At 65.1% G+C, this 17,039-nt stretch carries 12 protein-coding genes, 1 tRNA gene and 2 pseudogenes; 8 read left to right on the forward strand and 7 right to left on the reverse strand.

Going from position 1 to position 17,039, the window contains the following annotated elements:
* Nucleotides 1–244: 244 nt before the first annotated feature.
* From FBY28_RS07870 to FBY28_RS26155, 4 genes are all read right to left on the reverse strand, one after another.
* Nucleotides 245–3,379 carry a hypothetical protein gene (locus FBY28_RS07870; protein WP_141865677.1) on the reverse strand — a complete coding sequence of 1,045 codons (3,135 nt, stop codon included), beginning with the start codon at nt 3,377–3,379 and terminating at the stop codon, nt 245–247.
* Nucleotides 3,380–4,171: 792 nt separating this feature from the next.
* Nucleotides 4,172–4,245: transfer RNA gene (locus FBY28_RS07875), tRNA-Leu, on the reverse strand.
* 143 nt (nt 4,246–4,388) lie between these two features.
* Entirely contained in the window at nt 4,389–4,622 is a 234-nt protein-coding gene (locus tag FBY28_RS07880) for an alcohol dehydrogenase catalytic domain-containing protein (protein WP_216847557.1), read from the reverse strand.
* A 137-nt stretch (nt 4,623–4,759) separates the two neighbouring features.
* A complete protein-coding gene (locus tag FBY28_RS26155) occupies nt 4,760–6,046 on the reverse strand; it encodes an HNH endonuclease signature motif containing protein (RefSeq protein WP_141865679.1) in 1,287 nt (428 codons plus the stop codon).
* Nucleotides 6,047–6,173: 127 nt separating this feature from the next.
* Between FBY28_RS26155 and FBY28_RS07890 the strand changes: the two genes are divergently transcribed.
* Nucleotides 6,174–6,719 (forward strand): DUF6611 family protein, encoded by a 546-nt coding sequence (locus FBY28_RS07890; RefSeq protein ID WP_141865681.1) that lies wholly within the window; start codon nt 6,174–6,176, stop codon nt 6,717–6,719.
* Between the two features lie 105 nt (nt 6,720–6,824).
* On the opposite strand, the gene FBY28_RS07895 is transcribed toward FBY28_RS07890, so the two are convergent.
* The 3 genes from FBY28_RS07895 to FBY28_RS07905 all read right to left on the reverse strand — a co-directional run bounded on the left by FBY28_RS07895 (nt 6,825) and on the right by FBY28_RS07905 (nt 8,745).
* Nucleotides 6,825–7,136, reverse strand: a complete 312-nt coding sequence (locus FBY28_RS07895; RefSeq protein ID WP_141865683.1) for a DUF308 domain-containing protein — start codon at nt 7,134–7,136, stop codon at nt 6,825–6,827.
* A gap of 170 nt (nt 7,137–7,306) precedes the next feature.
* Nucleotides 7,307–8,005, reverse strand: a complete 699-nt coding sequence (locus FBY28_RS07900; protein WP_141865685.1) for a hypothetical protein — start codon at nt 8,003–8,005, stop codon at nt 7,307–7,309.
* Nucleotides 8,006–8,070: 65 nt separating this feature from the next.
* The gene (locus FBY28_RS07905) at nt 8,071–8,745 is read right to left on the reverse strand and encodes a hypothetical protein (protein WP_141865687.1); all 675 of its coding nucleotides are present in this window, start codon (nt 8,743–8,745) and stop codon (nt 8,071–8,073) included.
* Nucleotides 8,746–9,055: 310 nt separating this feature from the next.
* Here FBY28_RS07905 and FBY28_RS07915 point away from each other — a divergent pair, with 310 nt between their 5' ends.
* From FBY28_RS07915 to FBY28_RS07940, 7 genes and pseudogenes are all read left to right on the forward strand, one after another.
* Complete coding sequence (locus tag FBY28_RS07915; RefSeq protein WP_090558789.1) at nt 9,056–9,145, forward strand: potassium-transporting ATPase subunit F; 90 nt, start codon at nt 9,056–9,058, stop codon at nt 9,143–9,145.
* On the forward strand, nt 9,145–10,815 hold the full coding sequence (gene kdpA / locus FBY28_RS07920; protein WP_141865689.1) for a potassium-transporting ATPase subunit KdpA: 1,671 nt from the start codon (nt 9,145–9,147) through the stop codon (nt 10,813–10,815). Before FBY28_RS07915 ends, kdpA begins: the two co-directional genes overlap by 1 nt.
* Nucleotides 10,815–12,953 (forward strand): potassium-transporting ATPase subunit KdpB, encoded by a 2,139-nt coding sequence (kdpB, locus tag FBY28_RS07925; RefSeq protein WP_141865691.1) that lies wholly within the window; start codon nt 10,815–10,817, stop codon nt 12,951–12,953. The genes kdpA and kdpB overlap by 1 nt, the downstream gene beginning before the upstream one ends.
* 1 nt (nt 12,954) lies before the next feature.
* Nucleotides 12,955–13,239 (forward strand): annotated as a pseudogene (locus FBY28_RS25995) (potassium-transporting ATPase subunit C); the annotation flags it as partial.
* 345 nt (nt 13,240–13,584) lie between these two features.
* Nucleotides 13,585–13,821, forward strand: a pseudogene (locus FBY28_RS26160) (potassium-transporting ATPase subunit C); the annotation flags it as partial.
* A gap of 7 nt (nt 13,822–13,828) precedes the next feature.
* Nucleotides 13,829–16,345 (forward strand): DUF4118 domain-containing protein, encoded by a 2,517-nt coding sequence (locus FBY28_RS07935; RefSeq protein WP_141865696.1) that lies wholly within the window; start codon nt 13,829–13,831, stop codon nt 16,343–16,345.
* Nucleotides 16,342–17,022, forward strand: a complete 681-nt coding sequence (locus FBY28_RS07940) for a response regulator (protein WP_036460494.1) — start codon at nt 16,342–16,344, stop codon at nt 17,020–17,022. The genes FBY28_RS07935 and FBY28_RS07940 overlap by 4 nt, the downstream gene beginning before the upstream one ends.
* The last annotated feature ends 17 nt before the right edge of the window (nt 17,023–17,039 follow it).

Below are 17,039 nucleotides of genomic sequence, written 5' to 3' on the forward strand. Positions count from 1 at the left end.
CGCGTCATGTGGCATCGCCGTTCAGACGCCGCAACGTCTGCCCCTCTCGTGCTACCGGGCTTCTGGTGACCGGAAGAAGACTCGCAGCACAGAACGCAGGTGGCCAGGTGAGGTCCGCGCATACCCAGTTCAGCGGAAGACATACGACCAGGAAGGTAACTCGGCATAACTACAATCGCCGACCATTGCCCGAAGCCGCCCGACGGTGACCGCATGCTGGCACAAGTTAACAGTCTCGCCAGGCCTATTCGGATGGGCGCTGATTACACGTATCGGGTTTCGACGTAGACCCGCTGAACCATGCTGCCACGATCTCCGTGTTGCATTGGTTGACAGCGCTGACGATCTGTTCCTCCAGCGATCTCTGCGAGTAGAACGACAGCGTCCAGCCCAGTGGAGCCTCTATGCCTGGCTGGGAAACGGGATAAAAGTCGACAACATCTGGAACCTGCCACCCGGCAGGAGCGTCAGCAGAATTGCAGCCGTGCCCAGCGAACGACTTCTGAAATGCGTACGCGGCTGCCTGCCGCGCTGTGGGCGCGGCAGCCGACTGTGCCGCCAATGCGCCGGTCAACGGTGCGCTCAACTCAGCAGGGCGCGCCGCCGGATTCGATTTAGTCTGCTCCAAGTAGCCGTTTTCCATAATGATTAGCTTCGGCGCGAAACACACTGACGCATCCTGCTTGTTCAGCCAGTTGACTACCTCGGGCCACAGCATCGCGATCGGTGACGCAGCGGATGAGTCGATCAGCCCACCGTCCAAATCGAACGTTCGGTCGCTGCCACTACACGAATGCAAAGTGCCTGTCGGGGAAACATAGGGAAACCGTGCACTCAGAAGTGCAGCCGTAGACAATCGCAAGTCGTGCGGAACTGTAGCGCCATCGCCAGCACAAGTATTGTCAAAAGCGTCCTTAGTCGCGGGAAGCGCAGGCAACGGGGTCCCTTCGGAGAAGCGCCTCTGATCGAGCGCCAGGCAGTCAGTGGCGCTGGTCTGGCCGGATCCTGACGGCGCAATCGTGGACAGGTCCAGCGCACTAGCGACCACACGGCAGCCGTCTGTGACGGATGTACCGGTCAAGACGAGCAGCGGGAACGCGATCTTCCCACCTTCCGAGTAAGCGGTCTCTACCAGACCACGGTCCAGGTGTCCGCCCCGTTCGGCGGCCTGGGCCTCCCAAGCGCGCTCCAGAATGGTCGCTCGATCCGAGTCACGAATATTGATGCGCAACAGAGAATTCGGAATATCGCGGAAAGCCATGGCAGCGACAGTTGGGCCAAGGAAATCTTGCTGCAAAGTGCTGAGCCAATCGTTGTCGTCGGCCATGGCGTGGATTCCCGCAAGACCAAGACTGCCACCCGATATCCCGCTCGCCATGAAAATTGAGTCCTTGGGGAGCACTGGGCGCTGACAAGCCCCGCTCGTTTCGCCGCCCCCGGCGACCAAGCAACGCATCGTCAATGCCGTCCAGTAGGCCGCCCGGATTCCGCCGCCGGCAGAGGCAATGAAGACCAGCGGAATCTCCCTGCGTCCATTCGCATTCTTGCGCTGTTCTGATGCCCATTGATCGAGAGCCTGGGTCAGTCCAATCTGAAAGGCCGGCTTCGGCGCAGCACCGAACAGAGGTTGATACTGAGTGTCGCTGAGTTCCGCACCCAGCCGCACATCATGGTAGGCAAATCTGTCGGCGATCGCCGCGTTAGCGACGAAGCACAACACTATTGCCGCGATAAACGGCATGCGCCGAAACCCCACTGCCGCAAGAACCCCCCAGGCTCGGACATGATCACTCAAAAGCACGAGGGCAGTTCCTGCCAGCAAGAGTCCAACGCAGAAAGCAAAAACCGAACCCCAGGGACCGAGCCGATCACCAGCGCCTTCGGGATCGAGCCCTACAGTGATGAACAGGGCCAGGGATAGGGCCGCGGCGACTGTGGCCGACCACAACGAAGGATTGAGTTTGCGACGCTCGCCTTCCGGACGGTCCAGGTTGTCGAACCGCCCAAGCCCTCTGAGAACACGGAACGTTAGCCACATCAGAACCGCTCCTAGCGCGATCGCGCAGACGGGAAAGATTACGATCAAGGACCAACCGTGCCTGTACTGGTGAATTGTCAACAGACGCACGCCGTTTCGCATTGCGAGAGCACCCAGCACGACGAAAGGAATTGCGGCGAGCGCAATCGAGTAACGCCAGCCAACGGATCGAATCGTCCGTTGGTCAGTGTTGACGATGTCTGGCTTCGTATCGCTATCTGCATACCGGCTATAGATGGCAATGAGTACGAGTAGAACGCCTGGGGCAATCAAGGCAACCCCGAAGGGCCACTCGAAACGAAGAGCCGTGACGGCAACGACGGTTAGTACTGCGCCTGTCAAGGAATAGCCGTAGAACTTGGTTCTCGCCAGACGCTTGGGCTCCACCGGCGCGTATAGCGCTTCGCGGGTAGACGCCCTCGCCATGCTCGCCGATTTTGGGAGATACGCACGCATACACAAGTTCGCGGTCACCAGAATGACTAAGGTGAGAATTGAGGCGACTGCGGCTGTCCAGCAAGCAATTTGACCGCCACGGCTGAAGGGGAAGAGGAATGCGTCGTCGAGTTGATGACCCAAGTCGCCCCGCATCGCACCGAGCGACAGCAATAGTAAACCAATCGCGATCTGAATACGAAGCGCCAACATGTACGCCCAACCGCTGTCGCGTCTCGTGAAGCCGCTATCCAGCCCAACCATGGGGTCACGACGCATTTCCCGGGAGCCAATCAGTCCAACGACCAATCCGATGAGTGCCGAACCGAGGAAGATCCATTTGAGTAGTGACGCGCCGCCTGTCAGCGCGATCACAAACCAATTCTGCGACAGACCCGCGGAGATCAGTAGTGCGCCCTCTAGCACGTCAGCTATTACAAATAGAAGTACCGAGATTCCGGCCATTTTTAGCAGGCCAACCAGACCAGATACGCGATTTACCGCATCCTCGTCATGCTGCACCTTCTTGCGTGTTTCGAAGAACTCGATTCGCTTTGTGGCACGCACGATCATGCGCCGCACCAGAAAGAACATCGGCAACGCGATAAATAGAATATCGGTGACCGCGTAGATCAACAGAACAAAGCTGAGCGGAAGGCCATCACCTGGATTCTGTCCGATGACATGCGTCGTATAGCGGTCACTCCACTGTGTCCATTGACTGATCGCTTCGCCGGCTACGTCCGGAGATGTCAGAGATGAAGGCGATGCGATCGTCGATGCCCCGGCGGATGCGCCGCCGGGTAGATGCATCCGCGACAGAGTGCTGTCCAGCACTTCCACAATGCCGACCCCAGCGTAGATATAAAACACCAAAGCGGGCCACGAACCGAACAGCCTCAGCACTTTCGCAATTGTGTTCCCAGGCCGGCGGACTGTCTGTGTCTCGGCTCTACTTCCGATGCCGCCTATAGGTTCTTCACTCACCACAACTCCCCCCGAAGCCGCAACTGTCCTCCCCGACAACACGGAGATTAGCTCCGCCCTTGAACGGACTGTGTGAGAATCAGCAAATCGTCGAGGCATTAGTCTCGTTCGGAACAAAATTCCCAACTCTCGGGCATGTTATGCAGGAGATGGGCCGAAGTGAACGGCAGTCAGAGCTCCAGTGGACGACTGGAATCAGAAGGTCGGTTCACAAGGAAATGGCGACACAATCGGTGATCACCTACGAGAAATAACAGAACGAAAAACGAAGGAACACAGCGGGAAAGGCGTCAGCACAAGCCGCCGGAGGCTATGTCCGCCCTCGCCTGACCCAGCCGGGTTTACGGGATGGCGAGCGGCTAATTGGGGTTGGACATCTCCGACCGCAACCATGAGGCGTCAGGTGCGACATACTCCCGACTTCGGCGAGACATCAGCGTCTGGCTCCAAACTGACACCGACGATTCTGTCGAAAGCACCATTTGCGCTTGGAACTACCGATTTCATCTCACGAGTCTTCGGCTCGAACCGGCATTCCATCGAGCGCATGCCGCACCTGCTCGCGGCCATGAGAATGAGGCCAGCAGCTGCAGCTTGGCCAGACGCCGACTTGGACCGTGCCTTGGTAGAACAGGCGCATACCACCTGCGTCAAGAAGTAGGTCAAAAGACCTGCACCAACGCGAAGCTGTCTCCAGGTGAACCATCGCGGTGCCCCCAGTCGGACTCGAACCGACACTTGGCGGATTTTAAGTCCGCTGCCTCTGCCAATTGGGCTATGGGGGCGTTCGTTCATCAATTGCCGTAAAGAGCATACGTAGCCCGCATCGCCGCTCCGACACCGATGCGTCATGGCGACGTGGCGACGTGGCGACGTGGCGACAACACTGCCCATGCAAGACACCGCTATGGCCGACACACGCCGATGACTAGTACACCTCGCGCCCGACGTCCTCGATGACGCCGGATACGTCGTGACCGATGATCGTCGGGAGCGGCACGAGTTCCGGGTAATCGCCGCGCCGGATCTGATAGTCGAGCGGGCTGACGGCGGTCGCATGGACCCGCACCCGCACCTGCCGGGACCCGACGGCCGGGACCGGAACATCCATGAACCCGAACGCCTCGGGACCTCCGAACCGCGTCAGCACAACAGCTTTCATCGAATCCGGCATTGGCGGTGTTCCTCATCGTCGGTGCGCGACACGGCGGGACGGATGCCCCTGCTCCCAGCGTGGCGTCACCGACCCGCGTATGCCAGTGGCGGCATTGCCAACATCCGCAAGGATAGTGACAGCGGCTAGTTATCCGTGCCCGGTGGGGGTTCGGGTTCGAAGGGGGTGTACCACATCCATTGGGCCCGCTCCCCCTTCGGACCGCGGCACGGGGGCACATCCGGCGGCGGCCCGGTCGGCGGGCGGGCCAGCGACGCCCCGGTCAACCGGCGACCATCACAGTCGGTGACCACCAACCGATCCGCCGGACCGACGATCGTGATCTCCCCCTTGTGATGCAACCGATGATGAAACGGACACAACAACACCAGATTCTCTAGTTCTGTCGCCCCGCCATGCTCCCAATGCACCAGATGATGGGCATGCAAACCCCGCGTCGCCCCACACCCAGGCACCGCACACGTCCCATCGCGATGCTCCAACGCCCGCCGCAACCGCCGACTGATCGTGCGCGTACTACGCCCCGCACCCATCGGCGTGCCATGACGCTCCAACCACACCTCACAACTGGCATCACACAACAAGAACTGGCGCTCCCACTCCGACAAAACAGGCCCCAGATGCAGCGCCGCCGAACCCTTCTCGACGTCGTAATGCACCACCACCGTCGTACGCGCCCCATGCGGACGCACGGCCGCTTCGGCATCCCAACCGGACTCGACCACACTCATCAACGCATCCACGGCGTCCGGGAACGGCGGCACCTCCACACCATCCCGGCCATCCCTACCATCAGCGTCAGGGTTGTCGTGGTCGCGTCGCCAGTCAGCGACCAACCCCTCCTTGTGCGCACCCAACGCCGCATCGAACCTCGCCGCCTCCAACTTCGGCAACCGAATCCGATACGTCGTACACCCGTCCTGTTCATGCCTACTGAACGACCGCACCGCACCATCCCGCGGCTCCGGCTGCGGGCGCGGCTCCTGCTTGACCGCCGTACGCAACTGCGTCACCGTCGCCATCGTGGCCAGCTCGGCGTAATGATCATCAGAACCATCAGCGGCATGCTCGGCGATCACCCCGAACTGATCCAGCGACATCTGCCCCTGACGCAGGTTCGCCGCCAACCGCGGAAACACCTCCAAGCGTTGGGCGATCGCCACCATCACCTGAGCGTTACGCGGTGACATCCCCAACCGCCACGCCACCAACTCCACCAACGACCGACACCCCGTATGACCCCACAACGACGGCCCATCGCCACCATCGATCTCGGCGACAATCTCCACCAACCGACCATCAAGAGCATTACGCTGACCCACCAACTCAGCAGCCTCGTCATACAAAGCCGACAACCGATCAGACACCGAATTCACCACATCAGCGGCGTAAGGCGTTGTCGGAGGAGGCATACCACGATTCTAAAGACGGGGTCCGACAAGTAGCGGTCCGCAAGATTGCCGTCAGAAACCCGGCCGGCGCCGTCAAGATTCCGTACAGATCGAGCCTCGTCCCGCCGCCCGGGCGGATCGTGGAGCGGTGACCGACACGACAAGGCAACTGTGCCGACTACTGCTCGATGGTGACACCGTATGGGGTGCAGTGGATATCCGGCCCCAGCGCTGGGGCAGCGTGGTCTACCGGATCGTGCTCTACCCGCCGGGCATCAGCGCCGAGGAGCGCCGCCGCGTCCGGGTCTGGAGGGGGTTCTACGCGTGGGGCACCGCCTGGTGGCTGGTCGTGACGGCGGTCCTGTCCGGTTTCGCCGAACCCTGGTTCGCGGTCACGGTGGCCTCGGTGACGACACTTCTCTTCGGGACTCGCGCGTTCCTTCGCGCCGGATCGGTGCGCAGCAGGGTGCGCACCGCTGATGTCACTGTGCCACTGCCCAACTCGGACCGGGCATTGCTCGCCCTCGCCCGTCAGGTGCAGGCGGTGGGCACCGCCATGGTGCGGGCTGACCGCAGACTACGCGAGGGGCAGATCACCGCCGCCGAGCACGAGGTGATCTGGCACCGTGCCTACGAAAACTTGTTGCCCGCCCGGGCCATTGCGGCCGTCGGCCGATACGGAGGAGTCCGATGATCGATCTTGTCGCCGCCCTGACGCTACTCGGCGCACCCGCCGCCATGCTGCTTGCCGTCCGGTGCGCCATCCAGCGCCAGTTCCGCCGGGAGAAGTGAGCGGGCCTCAGCTCGTGGGCGGCTCGTACGGAACCTCGGGATGGTGGCGGTGCCACTCGATCTGCTGCTCGGCGACCTTGTGGTGAATTCGATTGAGCCACAACAGGCCACCGGCGATAAACACCACCGCCAGCACCACACCGACGATGCCCGCCGTCGAGCTGCCGTTGGCGAAGGCGAACAGCCCACTCACCAGCGCCAGCACGCCGAGGCCCACCGCGACGATGCCCGGCGCGTTCTTGCCGGCCTTCATCGCCTCGCCCGCGTGCTGCCGATACGTGCGTGCGTGGTCGACCGGGTCTTTCGAGGTATCAGGCATGGCACCCTCCCATAAATCCAACCACCCGGACAGTGCCCGGGTCGTCGGAAAACATGACGCTCAAATACCCGCTGCGGGGCCGATGAAACTGACCGAGCCGGTTTCACAGCTACGCAGCCGGGCATCCTTCCGGCCGCCCTCAATGCGGTGCCCGCGAGGACGGACGAGCGCTACGCCGTGGGCACTTCCCATACCGAGGCATCGACCGGAGTACCGGTCACCAACTCGACGACACTGAAGATGAACTCGTCCTCGGTCATGTCTCCGTCGGCGGCCACCTGGGTGAGCGCCTCGTTGATCAGCGGGAAACCGGCGGCCAGGTCGAACGTCCACCCCGAATCGGTGCGAACGAACTCCCAGTCCGCGCCCGCGGGCTCACCGTCGACCAACATCGGTGCATAGGCGCGGTCCCCGTCGACACGCACCTCGCCGATGGAGTTTCCTTCCAACGCATCGGAGTCGATCATGCCCTCGTCTACGCCGTAGACCAGCAGATCGGTCCCGTCCATCGAGTCGAAATCCGGCGGCACCTCGACCCGCATGCGGGCGATCATCAGGCGGTCCATCATCCCGACGGTGGCGACCTCGGCCGGTCCGGCCGTCCGCGCCAGCTTCACCACCGTGTCGTAGTGCGCGATGGTGTCGGGACTGATCAGCGCCGGGACCGCCGCACCGTTCTGCGCCGCGGCCTCGTCCCGGTACTTGTCGAAGACCGTCTGCACGGCCTTGGCATCAGCCTCTGGATCGACGACGGGTTCAGCGGCGGTGCTCGCGGAGCCGACCGGCGAACCCTGGACCTCCCGGTCTCCGCCGCAACCGCTGAGCAGCGCAGTCAATGCCAGGAAACCCGCCGCCAGGTGCAGACGCACCGGAACCACCTCCGCGTCACAGATATCGTCACGATGTCGTTGCCATCGCAAACTCTAACGCGTCCTCACATCCCGATGGGACCCAACATGACAGCGGGCCTGGGCACCCGCCACCGCGCACACCCGTCATCGATGGACTCATCGACCGCCGACGCCATCGCCATCAGCTGGTGCTTCTCGGCGCGCAGCCAAGTCCCGGCCGAACCGCCGGCCAGACTCATCCGCGTCACCTCCACGCCGTCACGGCGGAGGCCGGCGATGTGCCCCAGCAACCGATGCGCGGCGGCCGCCCAGGCGTCGGGATCGGCGGAGGCGACGGTGACATGCATGCCGACCACATCGACACCCGCGGGCGGGCCGCCGGCCAACAGGCAGTCCGGGTCGAGATGCACCGACGCCACCCCGCCGGCCAGGTCGGACAGGATGGTCAGATGTCGGCGCGTCGACGCCACGAAGCGGGTGACACCGCAGGCCAGCGCTCCCGAGGTGGCCACGGCAGACTGGCCGCACCGCCACAAGACCTGATCGGCCGGCACACCCCCGGCCCGCACCAGACCCAGTTCACCGGCATCACCGACATGCACCGTCACGCCATGGGCGCGGACCCATGCCGAGACCAGCGGGTCGATCAACAGGGCCGCAGGCAGCCCACAACCAGATTTCGGCAGCACTCGTCGCACAGTGCGCACGGCGACCCGCAGCCGGTGCGGATGTCCCGCGTGCGTATCAAGATCGGTCATCAATCCGGTCTACGCCCGCAGACTGTCCGCAGGCTGTGCGCAGACCAAGACCACGCCCAGAACGCCGCGGGTGTAGAGACCGCGTAAAGATGCCGGTGCCACCCGTCAAGGAACCGTCAATGCCCAGCTCAGCGGCCGAACACGGTCGTAGCTTTGCCTTCGCCCCCACGCCGTTCCGGCCGGGGGTGTCAACAAAAAAGCAGGAGTGCTGATCCGTCGTGACGACCCTCGCGTCCACCCTCGTCTTCCTTGCGCTGACCATCGCGGTCTTCGCGCTGCTCGGCCTGGTGCAGAAGCTGGTCGAGCGGCTGTGAACCTCGCCAACAGCGTCGGCCTGGTGCTGGCGATCCTGACCGCGGTTTTCCTGTTCGCCGCACTGCTGTTCCCGGAGAGGTTCTAGTGTCCACGACCACCGCGGGGATCGTCTTCCTCGCCGCCCTCGTCCTCGCGCTGGCCCTGACCCACGTGCCACTCGGCGACTACATGTACCGCGTCTACACCCGCGCCGAGGACTCCCGCCTGGAACGCGGCATCTACCGGCTCATCGGGGCAGACCCGAAAGCCGAACAGACCTGGGGCGCCTACGCCCACAGCGTGCTCGCCTTCTCCGCGGTCAGCATCCTGTTCCTGTTCGTTTTCCAGCTGGTGCAGGGCAGACTGCCCCTGCACCTGAACGATCCGGCGACCGAGATGACACCGGCCCTGGCCTGGAACACCGCGGTCAGCTTCGTGACGAACACCAACTGGCAGGCCTATTCCGGCGAGACGACCCAGGGTCATCTGGTGCAGATGGCGGGCCTGACGGTGCAGAACTTCGTCTCCGCCGCCGTCGGTATGGCCGTCGCCATCGCATTCGTGCGCGGCCTGGTCCGGCGCAGCACCGGTGACCTCGGCAACTTCTGGGTCGACCTGGTGCGTGGCAGCCTGCGAATCCTGCTGCCGCTCTCGGTGATCGGCGCGATCGTCCTGATCGCCGGGGGCGTCATCCAGAACTTCGCGCTGCATGATCAGGTGGTCGACACCATCGCCGGCGGACAGCAGACCCTGCCCGGCGGCCCGGTCGCCAGCCAGGAGGTCATCAAGGAGCTCGGCACCAACGGTGGCGGGTTCTACAACGCGAACTCCTCGCACCCCTTCGAGAATCCGACGCCGTGGACGAACTGGGTGCAGATCCTGCTGATCTGCCTCATCCCATTCGCACTGCCCCGCACGTTCGGCCGGATGGTCGGCAACAAGAAACAGGGTCTGGCGATCGTCGCCGTGATGGCGACCATCGCGACACTGAGCGTCGGCGTGCTGATGCTGGTGCAGCTGCAGGCTCACGGCACCGTACCCACCGCGGTCGGCGCGGCCACCGAAGGCGTGGAACAGCGTTTCGGCGTCGCCGATTCGGCGGTGTATGCCGCCGCCACGACGTTGACCTCCACCGGCGCGGTCAACTCGTTCCACGACTCGTACACCAGCCTCGGCGGGCTGATCACCATGTTCAACATGCAGCTCGGCGAGGTCGCACCCGGCGGCGTCGGGTCGGGTCTCTACGGCATGCTGATCCTGGCCATCATCACCGTCTTCGTGGCGGGCCTGATGGTCGGGCGCACCCCGGAGTACCTCGGCAAGAAGATCACACCGCGGGAGATCAAGTTCGCCGCAACGTATTTCCTGATCACACCGCTGCTGGTGCTCACCGGGACCGCGCTGGCGATGGCGATGCCGGGCCAACGCGACGGCATGCTCAACACCGGACCGCACGGTCTGTCCGAGGTGCTCTATGCCTTCACCTCGGCATCCAACAACAACGGATCGGCCTTCGCCGGTATCAGCGTCAACACCGAGTGGTACAACACCGCGCTCGGTCTGGCCATGGTGTTCGGCCGCTTCCTGCCCATCATCCTTGTGCTGGCGCTGGCGGGATCGTTTGCCGCGCAGGCCCGCACACCCGAATCCGCAGGCACCCTGCCCACCCACCGTCCGCAGTTCGTCGGGATGGTCACCGGCGTCACACTGATCCTCGTCGCCCTGACCTTCCTGCCGATGCTCGCGCTCGGCCCCCTCGCCGAAGGAATCCACTGATGTCCACCGCGACCGTCGACACCGCTGCCACCACCGCGCCGCACACCCCGAAGCGGTCCGTGCAGAGCGGGCTACTGGACCCGAAGATGTTGTGGACCTCGGTTCCCGACGCGCTGCGCAAACTCGATCCCCGCACGTTGTGGCGCAATCCGGTCATGTTCATCGTCGAGATCGGGGCCGTGTGGAGCACGTTGCTGGCCGTCACCGATCCGTCCTGGTTCGCCTGGCTCATCGTCGGATGGCTCTGGCTGACCGTGGTTTTCGCCAATCTCGCCGAGGCCGTGGCCGAGGGTCGCGGCAAGGCGCAGGCCGATAGCCTACGCAAGGCCAAGACCGACACCATGGCGCGCCGGGTCACCGCCTCGGGTGGTGAGGAACAGGTGGCCGCACCGCTGCTGCAGCAGGGCGACGTGGTGATCGTCGAGGCGGGACAGACGATTCCGGGCGACGGTGATGTCATCGAGGGCATCGCCTCGGTGGACGAATCGGCCATCACCGGCGAGTCGGCACCCGTCGTCCGGGAGTCCGGTGGTGACCGGTCCGCGGTGACCGGTGGCACCACGGTGCTCAGCGACCGCATCGTCGTCAAGATCACCCAGAAGCCCGGCGAGAGTTTCATCGACCGGATGATCGGCCTGGTCGAGGGCGCCAACCGGCAGAAGACACCCAACGAGGTGGCGCTGAACATCCTGCTCGCCTCGCTCAGCATCATCTTCGTCTTCGCCGTCGCCACCCTGCAGCCGCTGGCCATCTACTCCAAGGCCAACAACCCCGGCGTGCCGGATTCGTTGTCCCTCACCGGTGACGGGATCACCGGCATCGTCCTGGTGGCCCTGCTGGTGTGCCTCATCCCAACCACCATCGGTGCGCTGCTGAGCGCCATCGGCATCGCCGGGATGGACCGGCTGGTGCAGCGCAATGTGCTGGCGATGTCCGGCCGCGCCGTCGAGGCCGCCGGCGATGTGAACACCCTGCTCCTCGACAAGACCGGCACCATCACGCTGGGCAACCGGCAAGCCGCGGCGTTCCTGCCGCTGTCCGGTGTCGGCGCGGACGAGTTGGCCGATGCGGCGCAGTTGTCCAGCCTGGCCGACGAGACACCCGAAGGTCGTTCGATCGTGGTGTACGCCAAGCAGGCTCATGGCCTGCGCACCCGCGCACCCGGCGAACTGAGCCACGCGCACTGGGTCGAATTCAGCGCCACCACAAGGATGTCCGGCGTGGACATCACCGATGACGGGTCCGAGCGCAAGTTGCGCAAGGGTGCGGCCGGCTCCCTGGCCGACTGGATCCGCGCCGAGGGCGGCACGGTGCCCGCCGAACTCGGCGACCTCGTGGAGCAGATCTCGGCGGCAGGTGGCACCCCGCTGTCGGTCGGTGAGGTACGTGACGGCCGGGCCCGCGCGCTCGGCGTCATCCACCTCAAGGATGTGGTCAAGCAGGGCATGCGGGAACGATTCGACGAGATGCGCCGCATGGGCATTCGCACCGTCATGATCACCGGCGACAACCCGACGACCGCCAAGGCCATCGCCGCCGAGGCCGGGGTCGACGATTTCCTTGCCGAGGCGACGCCCGAGGACAAGATGGCGTTGATCAAGGCCGAACAGGCCGGCGGCAAGCTCGTCGCGATGACGGGCGACGGCACCAATGACGCACCGGCATTGGCCCAGGCCGATGTCGGAGTGGCGATGAACACCGGCACATCGGCGGCCAAAGAAGCAGGCAACATGGTCGATCTGGATTCCGATCCGACCAAGTTGATCGAGATCGTCGAGATCGGCAAGCAGCTGCTGATCACCCGAGGAGCGTTGACGACCTTCAGTATCGCCAACGACATCGCGAAATACTTCGCCATCATCCCTGCGCTGTTCGTCGCGGTGTTCCCCGGGCTGGACCTGCTGAACATCATGCGGCTGCACAGTCCGCAATCGGCGATCCTGTCCGCGGTGATCTTCAACGCGATCGTGATCGTCGTGCTGATCCCGCTGGCCCTCAAGGGTGTCCGCTATACCCCGAGCAGTGCCTCGAAGCTGTTGAGCCGCAACCTGTTCATCTACGGTCTCGGCGGTGTGGTCGCGCCGTTCATCGGCATCAAACTGATCGACCTCGTCGTCCAAATCTTCCCAGGAATGTGACATGAATTTCGCCAATCTGCTCCGTCAGCACACCGCGGCGCTGCGGGCGCTGCTGGTACTCACCGTGATCCTCGGGCTGGCCTACCCGGTCCTGATCTGGCTGGTGGCCCAGTTTCCCGGCCTGCGCGACAAGGCCGACGGCTCGCTGCTGGAGGCCGACGGAAAAGTACTGGGCAGCAGCCTGATCGGGCAGCCGTTCACCGATGCCGCAGGAAACCCCCTGCCGCAGTACTTCCAGTCCCGCCCTGGCGGTTACGACCCGCTGGCCACCGGCGCATCCAACCTGGGGCCCGAGGACATCATCGACACGGCCACCGCCGCCGATCCCACCGGTGGTCGCACCAGCATGCTGACCGAGGTGTGCACCCGCAGCCTGGCGGTCGGCGAACTGGAGGGGGTCAACGGTGCCCGGCCGTTCTGCACGGCCGAGGGTGTCGGCGCGGTGCTGTCGGTCATCGGTCCCCGCGATGCGCGCGGCACCGTCACCGAGCCGGTCAGGGTGGTCAGTGTGAACCAGGTCTGCCCGGCCGTCCCGTTCGTCGCCACCTACGAGGGGGTTCGGGTCGAATGCGCCGAACCGGGCGCGGACTATGCGATCGGCCAGATCGTGCCGGTGGCCGGTACCGCGGCCGACCCGGCGGTGCCTGCCGACGCCGTCACGGCCAGTGGCAGCGGACTGGACCCGCACATCTCCCCCGCCTATGCGGCGGTACAGATCGACCGGGTCGCCGCGGCGCGCGGTATCAGCCCCGAGCAGGTGCGCACACTGGTCGACGAGCACACCGAGGGCCGCGCGCTGGGCTTCTTGGGCGAACCGCGGGTCAACGTGGCGCAGCTGAACCTGGCGTTGGATCGGTTGGGGGGATGATGGGCTGGTGACCGACCGACCGAGACGTGGGGAGCTGCGCATCTACCTCGGCGCGGCTCCCGGCGTCGGCAAGACCTACGCCATGCTCGGCGAGGCGCACCGGCGACTGGAGCGCGGCACCGACCTGGTGGCCGCCGTCGTCGAAACACATGGTCGATCCAAGACCGCCGAGCTCCTCGACGGTATCGAGATCATCCCGCCACGACTGGTCGAGTACCGCGGCGCCACGTTCGGTGAACTCGATGTCGACGCGGTGCTGGCCCGCCGCCCGCAGGTGGTCCTGGTCGACGAACTGGCCCACACCAACACCCCGGGCAGCGCGAACCCGAAGCGCTGGCAGGACATCGAGCAGCTGCTCGCGGCGGGCATCACGGTGATCACCACCGTCAACGTGCAACATCTGGAAAGTCTCAACGATGTCGTCGCCCAGATCACCGGTATCGAGCAGCAGGAGAAGGTGCCCGATGAGGTGGTGCGCGCCGCCGATCAGATCGAGCTGGTCGATATCACCCCGGAAGCGCTGCGCCGCAGGCTTTCCCACGGCAACGTCTACGCACCGGACCGGATCGACGCGGCGCTGTCGAACTATTTCCGGCGGGGTAACCTCACCGCGCTGCGCGAGCTGGCGCTGCTGTGGCTGGCCGACCAGGTCGACGCCGCGCTGGCAAAGTACCGCTCCGACAACAAGATCACCGCGACCTGGGAGGCCCGCGAACGGGTCGTCGTCGCGGTCACCGGTGACAAGGAATCCGAGACCCTGGTACGCCGGGCGTCGCGCATTGCGTCGAAATCCAGCGCCGAACTGATGATCGTGCACGTGGTGCGTGGTGACGGGTTGGCCGGTGTCTCGGCCCCGATGATGGGTGCGGTCCGCGATCTGGCGACCAGCCTCGGAGCCAGCGTGCACACCGTCGTCGGCGATGACGTGCCCGCCGCCCTTTTGGATTTCGCGCGCGAGATGAACGCCACCCAGCTGGTGGTCGGGACATCACGGCGCACCCGGTGGGCGCGCATCCTCGACGAGGGTATCGGCGCCGCGGTGGTGCAGAACTCCGGCAGCATCGACGTGCACATGGTGACCCATGAGCAGACCGGGCGCGCGACCGAGCGATCCGGGCATCGGAACTGGCAGCAGCACGCCGCGTCCTGGCTGGCCGCCGTGGTGGTGCCCACTGCACTGGCTGCCGTCGCGGTGCTGTGGCTGGACCGCTATCTGGGCGTCAGCGGCGAGAGCGCGTTGTTCTTCGTGGGCGTGCTGGCGGTGGCACTGCTGGGCGGCGTCGCGCCCGCCGCGCTCTCGGCGGTGCTGTCGGGCCTGTTGATCAACTACTTTCTCGCCGAACCGCGCTACACGTTCACCATCTCCGAACCCGACAGCGCGATCACCATCGCGGTGCTGCTGATGGTCGCCGTCGCGGTGGCCGCGCTGGTCGACAGCGCCGCCAAACGGGCCCGCGAGGCGCGCCGCGCCTCCCAAGAGGCCGAGCTGCTGGCGCATTTCGCCGGTTCGGTGCTGCGCGGTGCCGACCCCGCGGCCCTGCTGGAGCGGGTGCGCGAGGTGTACTCGCAGACCGCGGTCAGTCTGCTGCGCGAGCGCGCCGGTGACACCGAGGTGGTCGCCTGCGCAGGCACCGATCCCTGCACCGATGTCGACGACGCCGACACCGCCATTGAGGTCGGTGACGACGAGTTCTGGCTTTTGCTGTCCGGCCGCAAGCTGCCCGCCAGGGATCGCCGGGTGCTCAGCGCCGTCGCCAAACAGGCCGCCGGACTGGTCCGGCAGCGCGAGCTGATCTCCGAGGCGGGCCGGGCCGAGGCCGTCGCGCGGGCCGACGAACTGCGCCGCTCACTGCTCTCGGCGGTCAGCCACGATCTGCGCACCCCGCTGGCCGCCGCCAAGGCCTCGGTATCGAGCCTGCGCAGCAGCGATATCGACTTCTCCCCCGAGGACACCGCCGAGCTACTGGCCACCGTCGAAGAGTCCATCGACCAGCTGACCGCACTGGTGGGCAACCTGCTGGACTCCTCCCGGCTGGCCGCCGGGGTGGTCAAGCCCGAACTGCGCCGGGTGTACCTGGAGGAGGCCGTGCAGCGGGCTCTGCTCGGAATCAGCCGCAGCTCCAAGGACTCCGGCTGGGATCGGGTCAAGGTGGACGTCGGTGACGCGGTCGCACTCGCCGACCCCGGTCTGTTGGAACGAGTGTTGGTCAACGTGATCGACAACGCGCTGCGCTACGGGGGCGACAACCCCGTCCGGGTGAACGCCGGACGCGTCGGTGAAAGGGTGTTGATCACCATCGCCGATGAGGGACCGGGTATTCCGCGCGGCGCCGAAGAGCAACTCTTCGCGCCGTTCCAGCGTCTCGGGGATCAGGACAACAGCACCGGTGTCGGGCTCGGCCTGTCGGTGGCCAGCGGCTTCGTCACCGCGATGGGCGGCACCATCTCGGCGACCGACACCCCCGGCGGCGGGCTGACGGTGGTCATCGAACTGGCGGCACCCCAGGAAGGACCGCAGCCGTGACACGGGTTCTGGTGATCGATGACGAACCGCAGATCCTGCGGGCATTGCGGATCAATCTGTCGGTGCGCGGGTACGAGGTGCACACCGCGGCCACCGGCGCCGAGGCGTTGCGCGCGGCCGCCGATCACCGGCCCGACGTGGTGATCCTGGACCTCGGTCTGCCCGATATGTCCGGCATCGACGTGCTGGCCGGGTTGCGCGGCTGGTTGACCGTCCCGGTGATCGTGCTCTCGGCGCGGACCGACTCCTCGGACAAGGTGGAGGCGCTCGACGCGGGGGCCGACGACTATGTGACCAAGCCGTTCGGCATGGACGAGTTCCTGGCTCGGCTGCGCGCCGCGGTCCGACGGGCCAGCGCGGCCACCGAGGATGATCAGCCTGTCATCGAAACATCTTCGTTCACAGTCGATCTGGCCGCTAAGAAGGTCACCAAGAGCGGCACCGAGGTGCATCTGACCCCGACCGAGTGGGGCATGTTGGAGATGCTGGTGCGCCACCGCGGCAAGCTGGTGGGCCGCGAGGAGCTGCTCAAGGAGGTGTGGGGTCCGGCCTATGCCAAGGAGACCCACTATCTGCGGGTGTACCTGGCACAGCTGCGCCGCAAGCTGGAGGTCGACCCGTCGCGGCCCAAACATCTGATCACCGAGGCGGGGATGGGATACCGCTTCCAGGAGTAGCCCCGCGGGGGATGATG

Origin of the sequence: Arthrobacter sp. SLBN-53, assembly GCF_006715585.1 — a bacterium.
Lineage (GTDB): Bacteria > Actinomycetota > Actinomycetes > Mycobacteriales > Mycobacteriaceae > Mycobacterium > Mycobacterium neoaurum_A.

Bases quoted from the DNA above. Each gene is read 5' to 3' on its own strand.
- FBY28_RS07880 (WP_216847557.1), bottom strand. From the start codon at position 4,622: ATGAAAGCTGTTGTGCTGACGCGGTTCGGAGGTCCCGAGGCGTTCGGG.
- kdpB (WP_141865691.1), top strand. From the start codon at position 10,815: ATGTCCACCGCGACCGTCGACACCGCTGCCACCACCGCGCCGCACACC.
- FBY28_RS07905 (WP_141865687.1), bottom strand. From the start codon at position 8,745: ATGACCGATCTTGATACGCACGCGGGACATCCGCACCGGCTGCGGGTC.
- FBY28_RS26155 (WP_141865679.1), bottom strand. From the start codon at position 6,046: ATGCCTCCTCCGACAACGCCTTACGCCGCTGATGTGGTGAATTCGGTG.
- FBY28_RS07895 (WP_141865683.1), bottom strand. From the start codon at position 7,136: ATGCCTGATACCTCGAAAGACCCGGTCGACCACGCACGCACGTATCGG.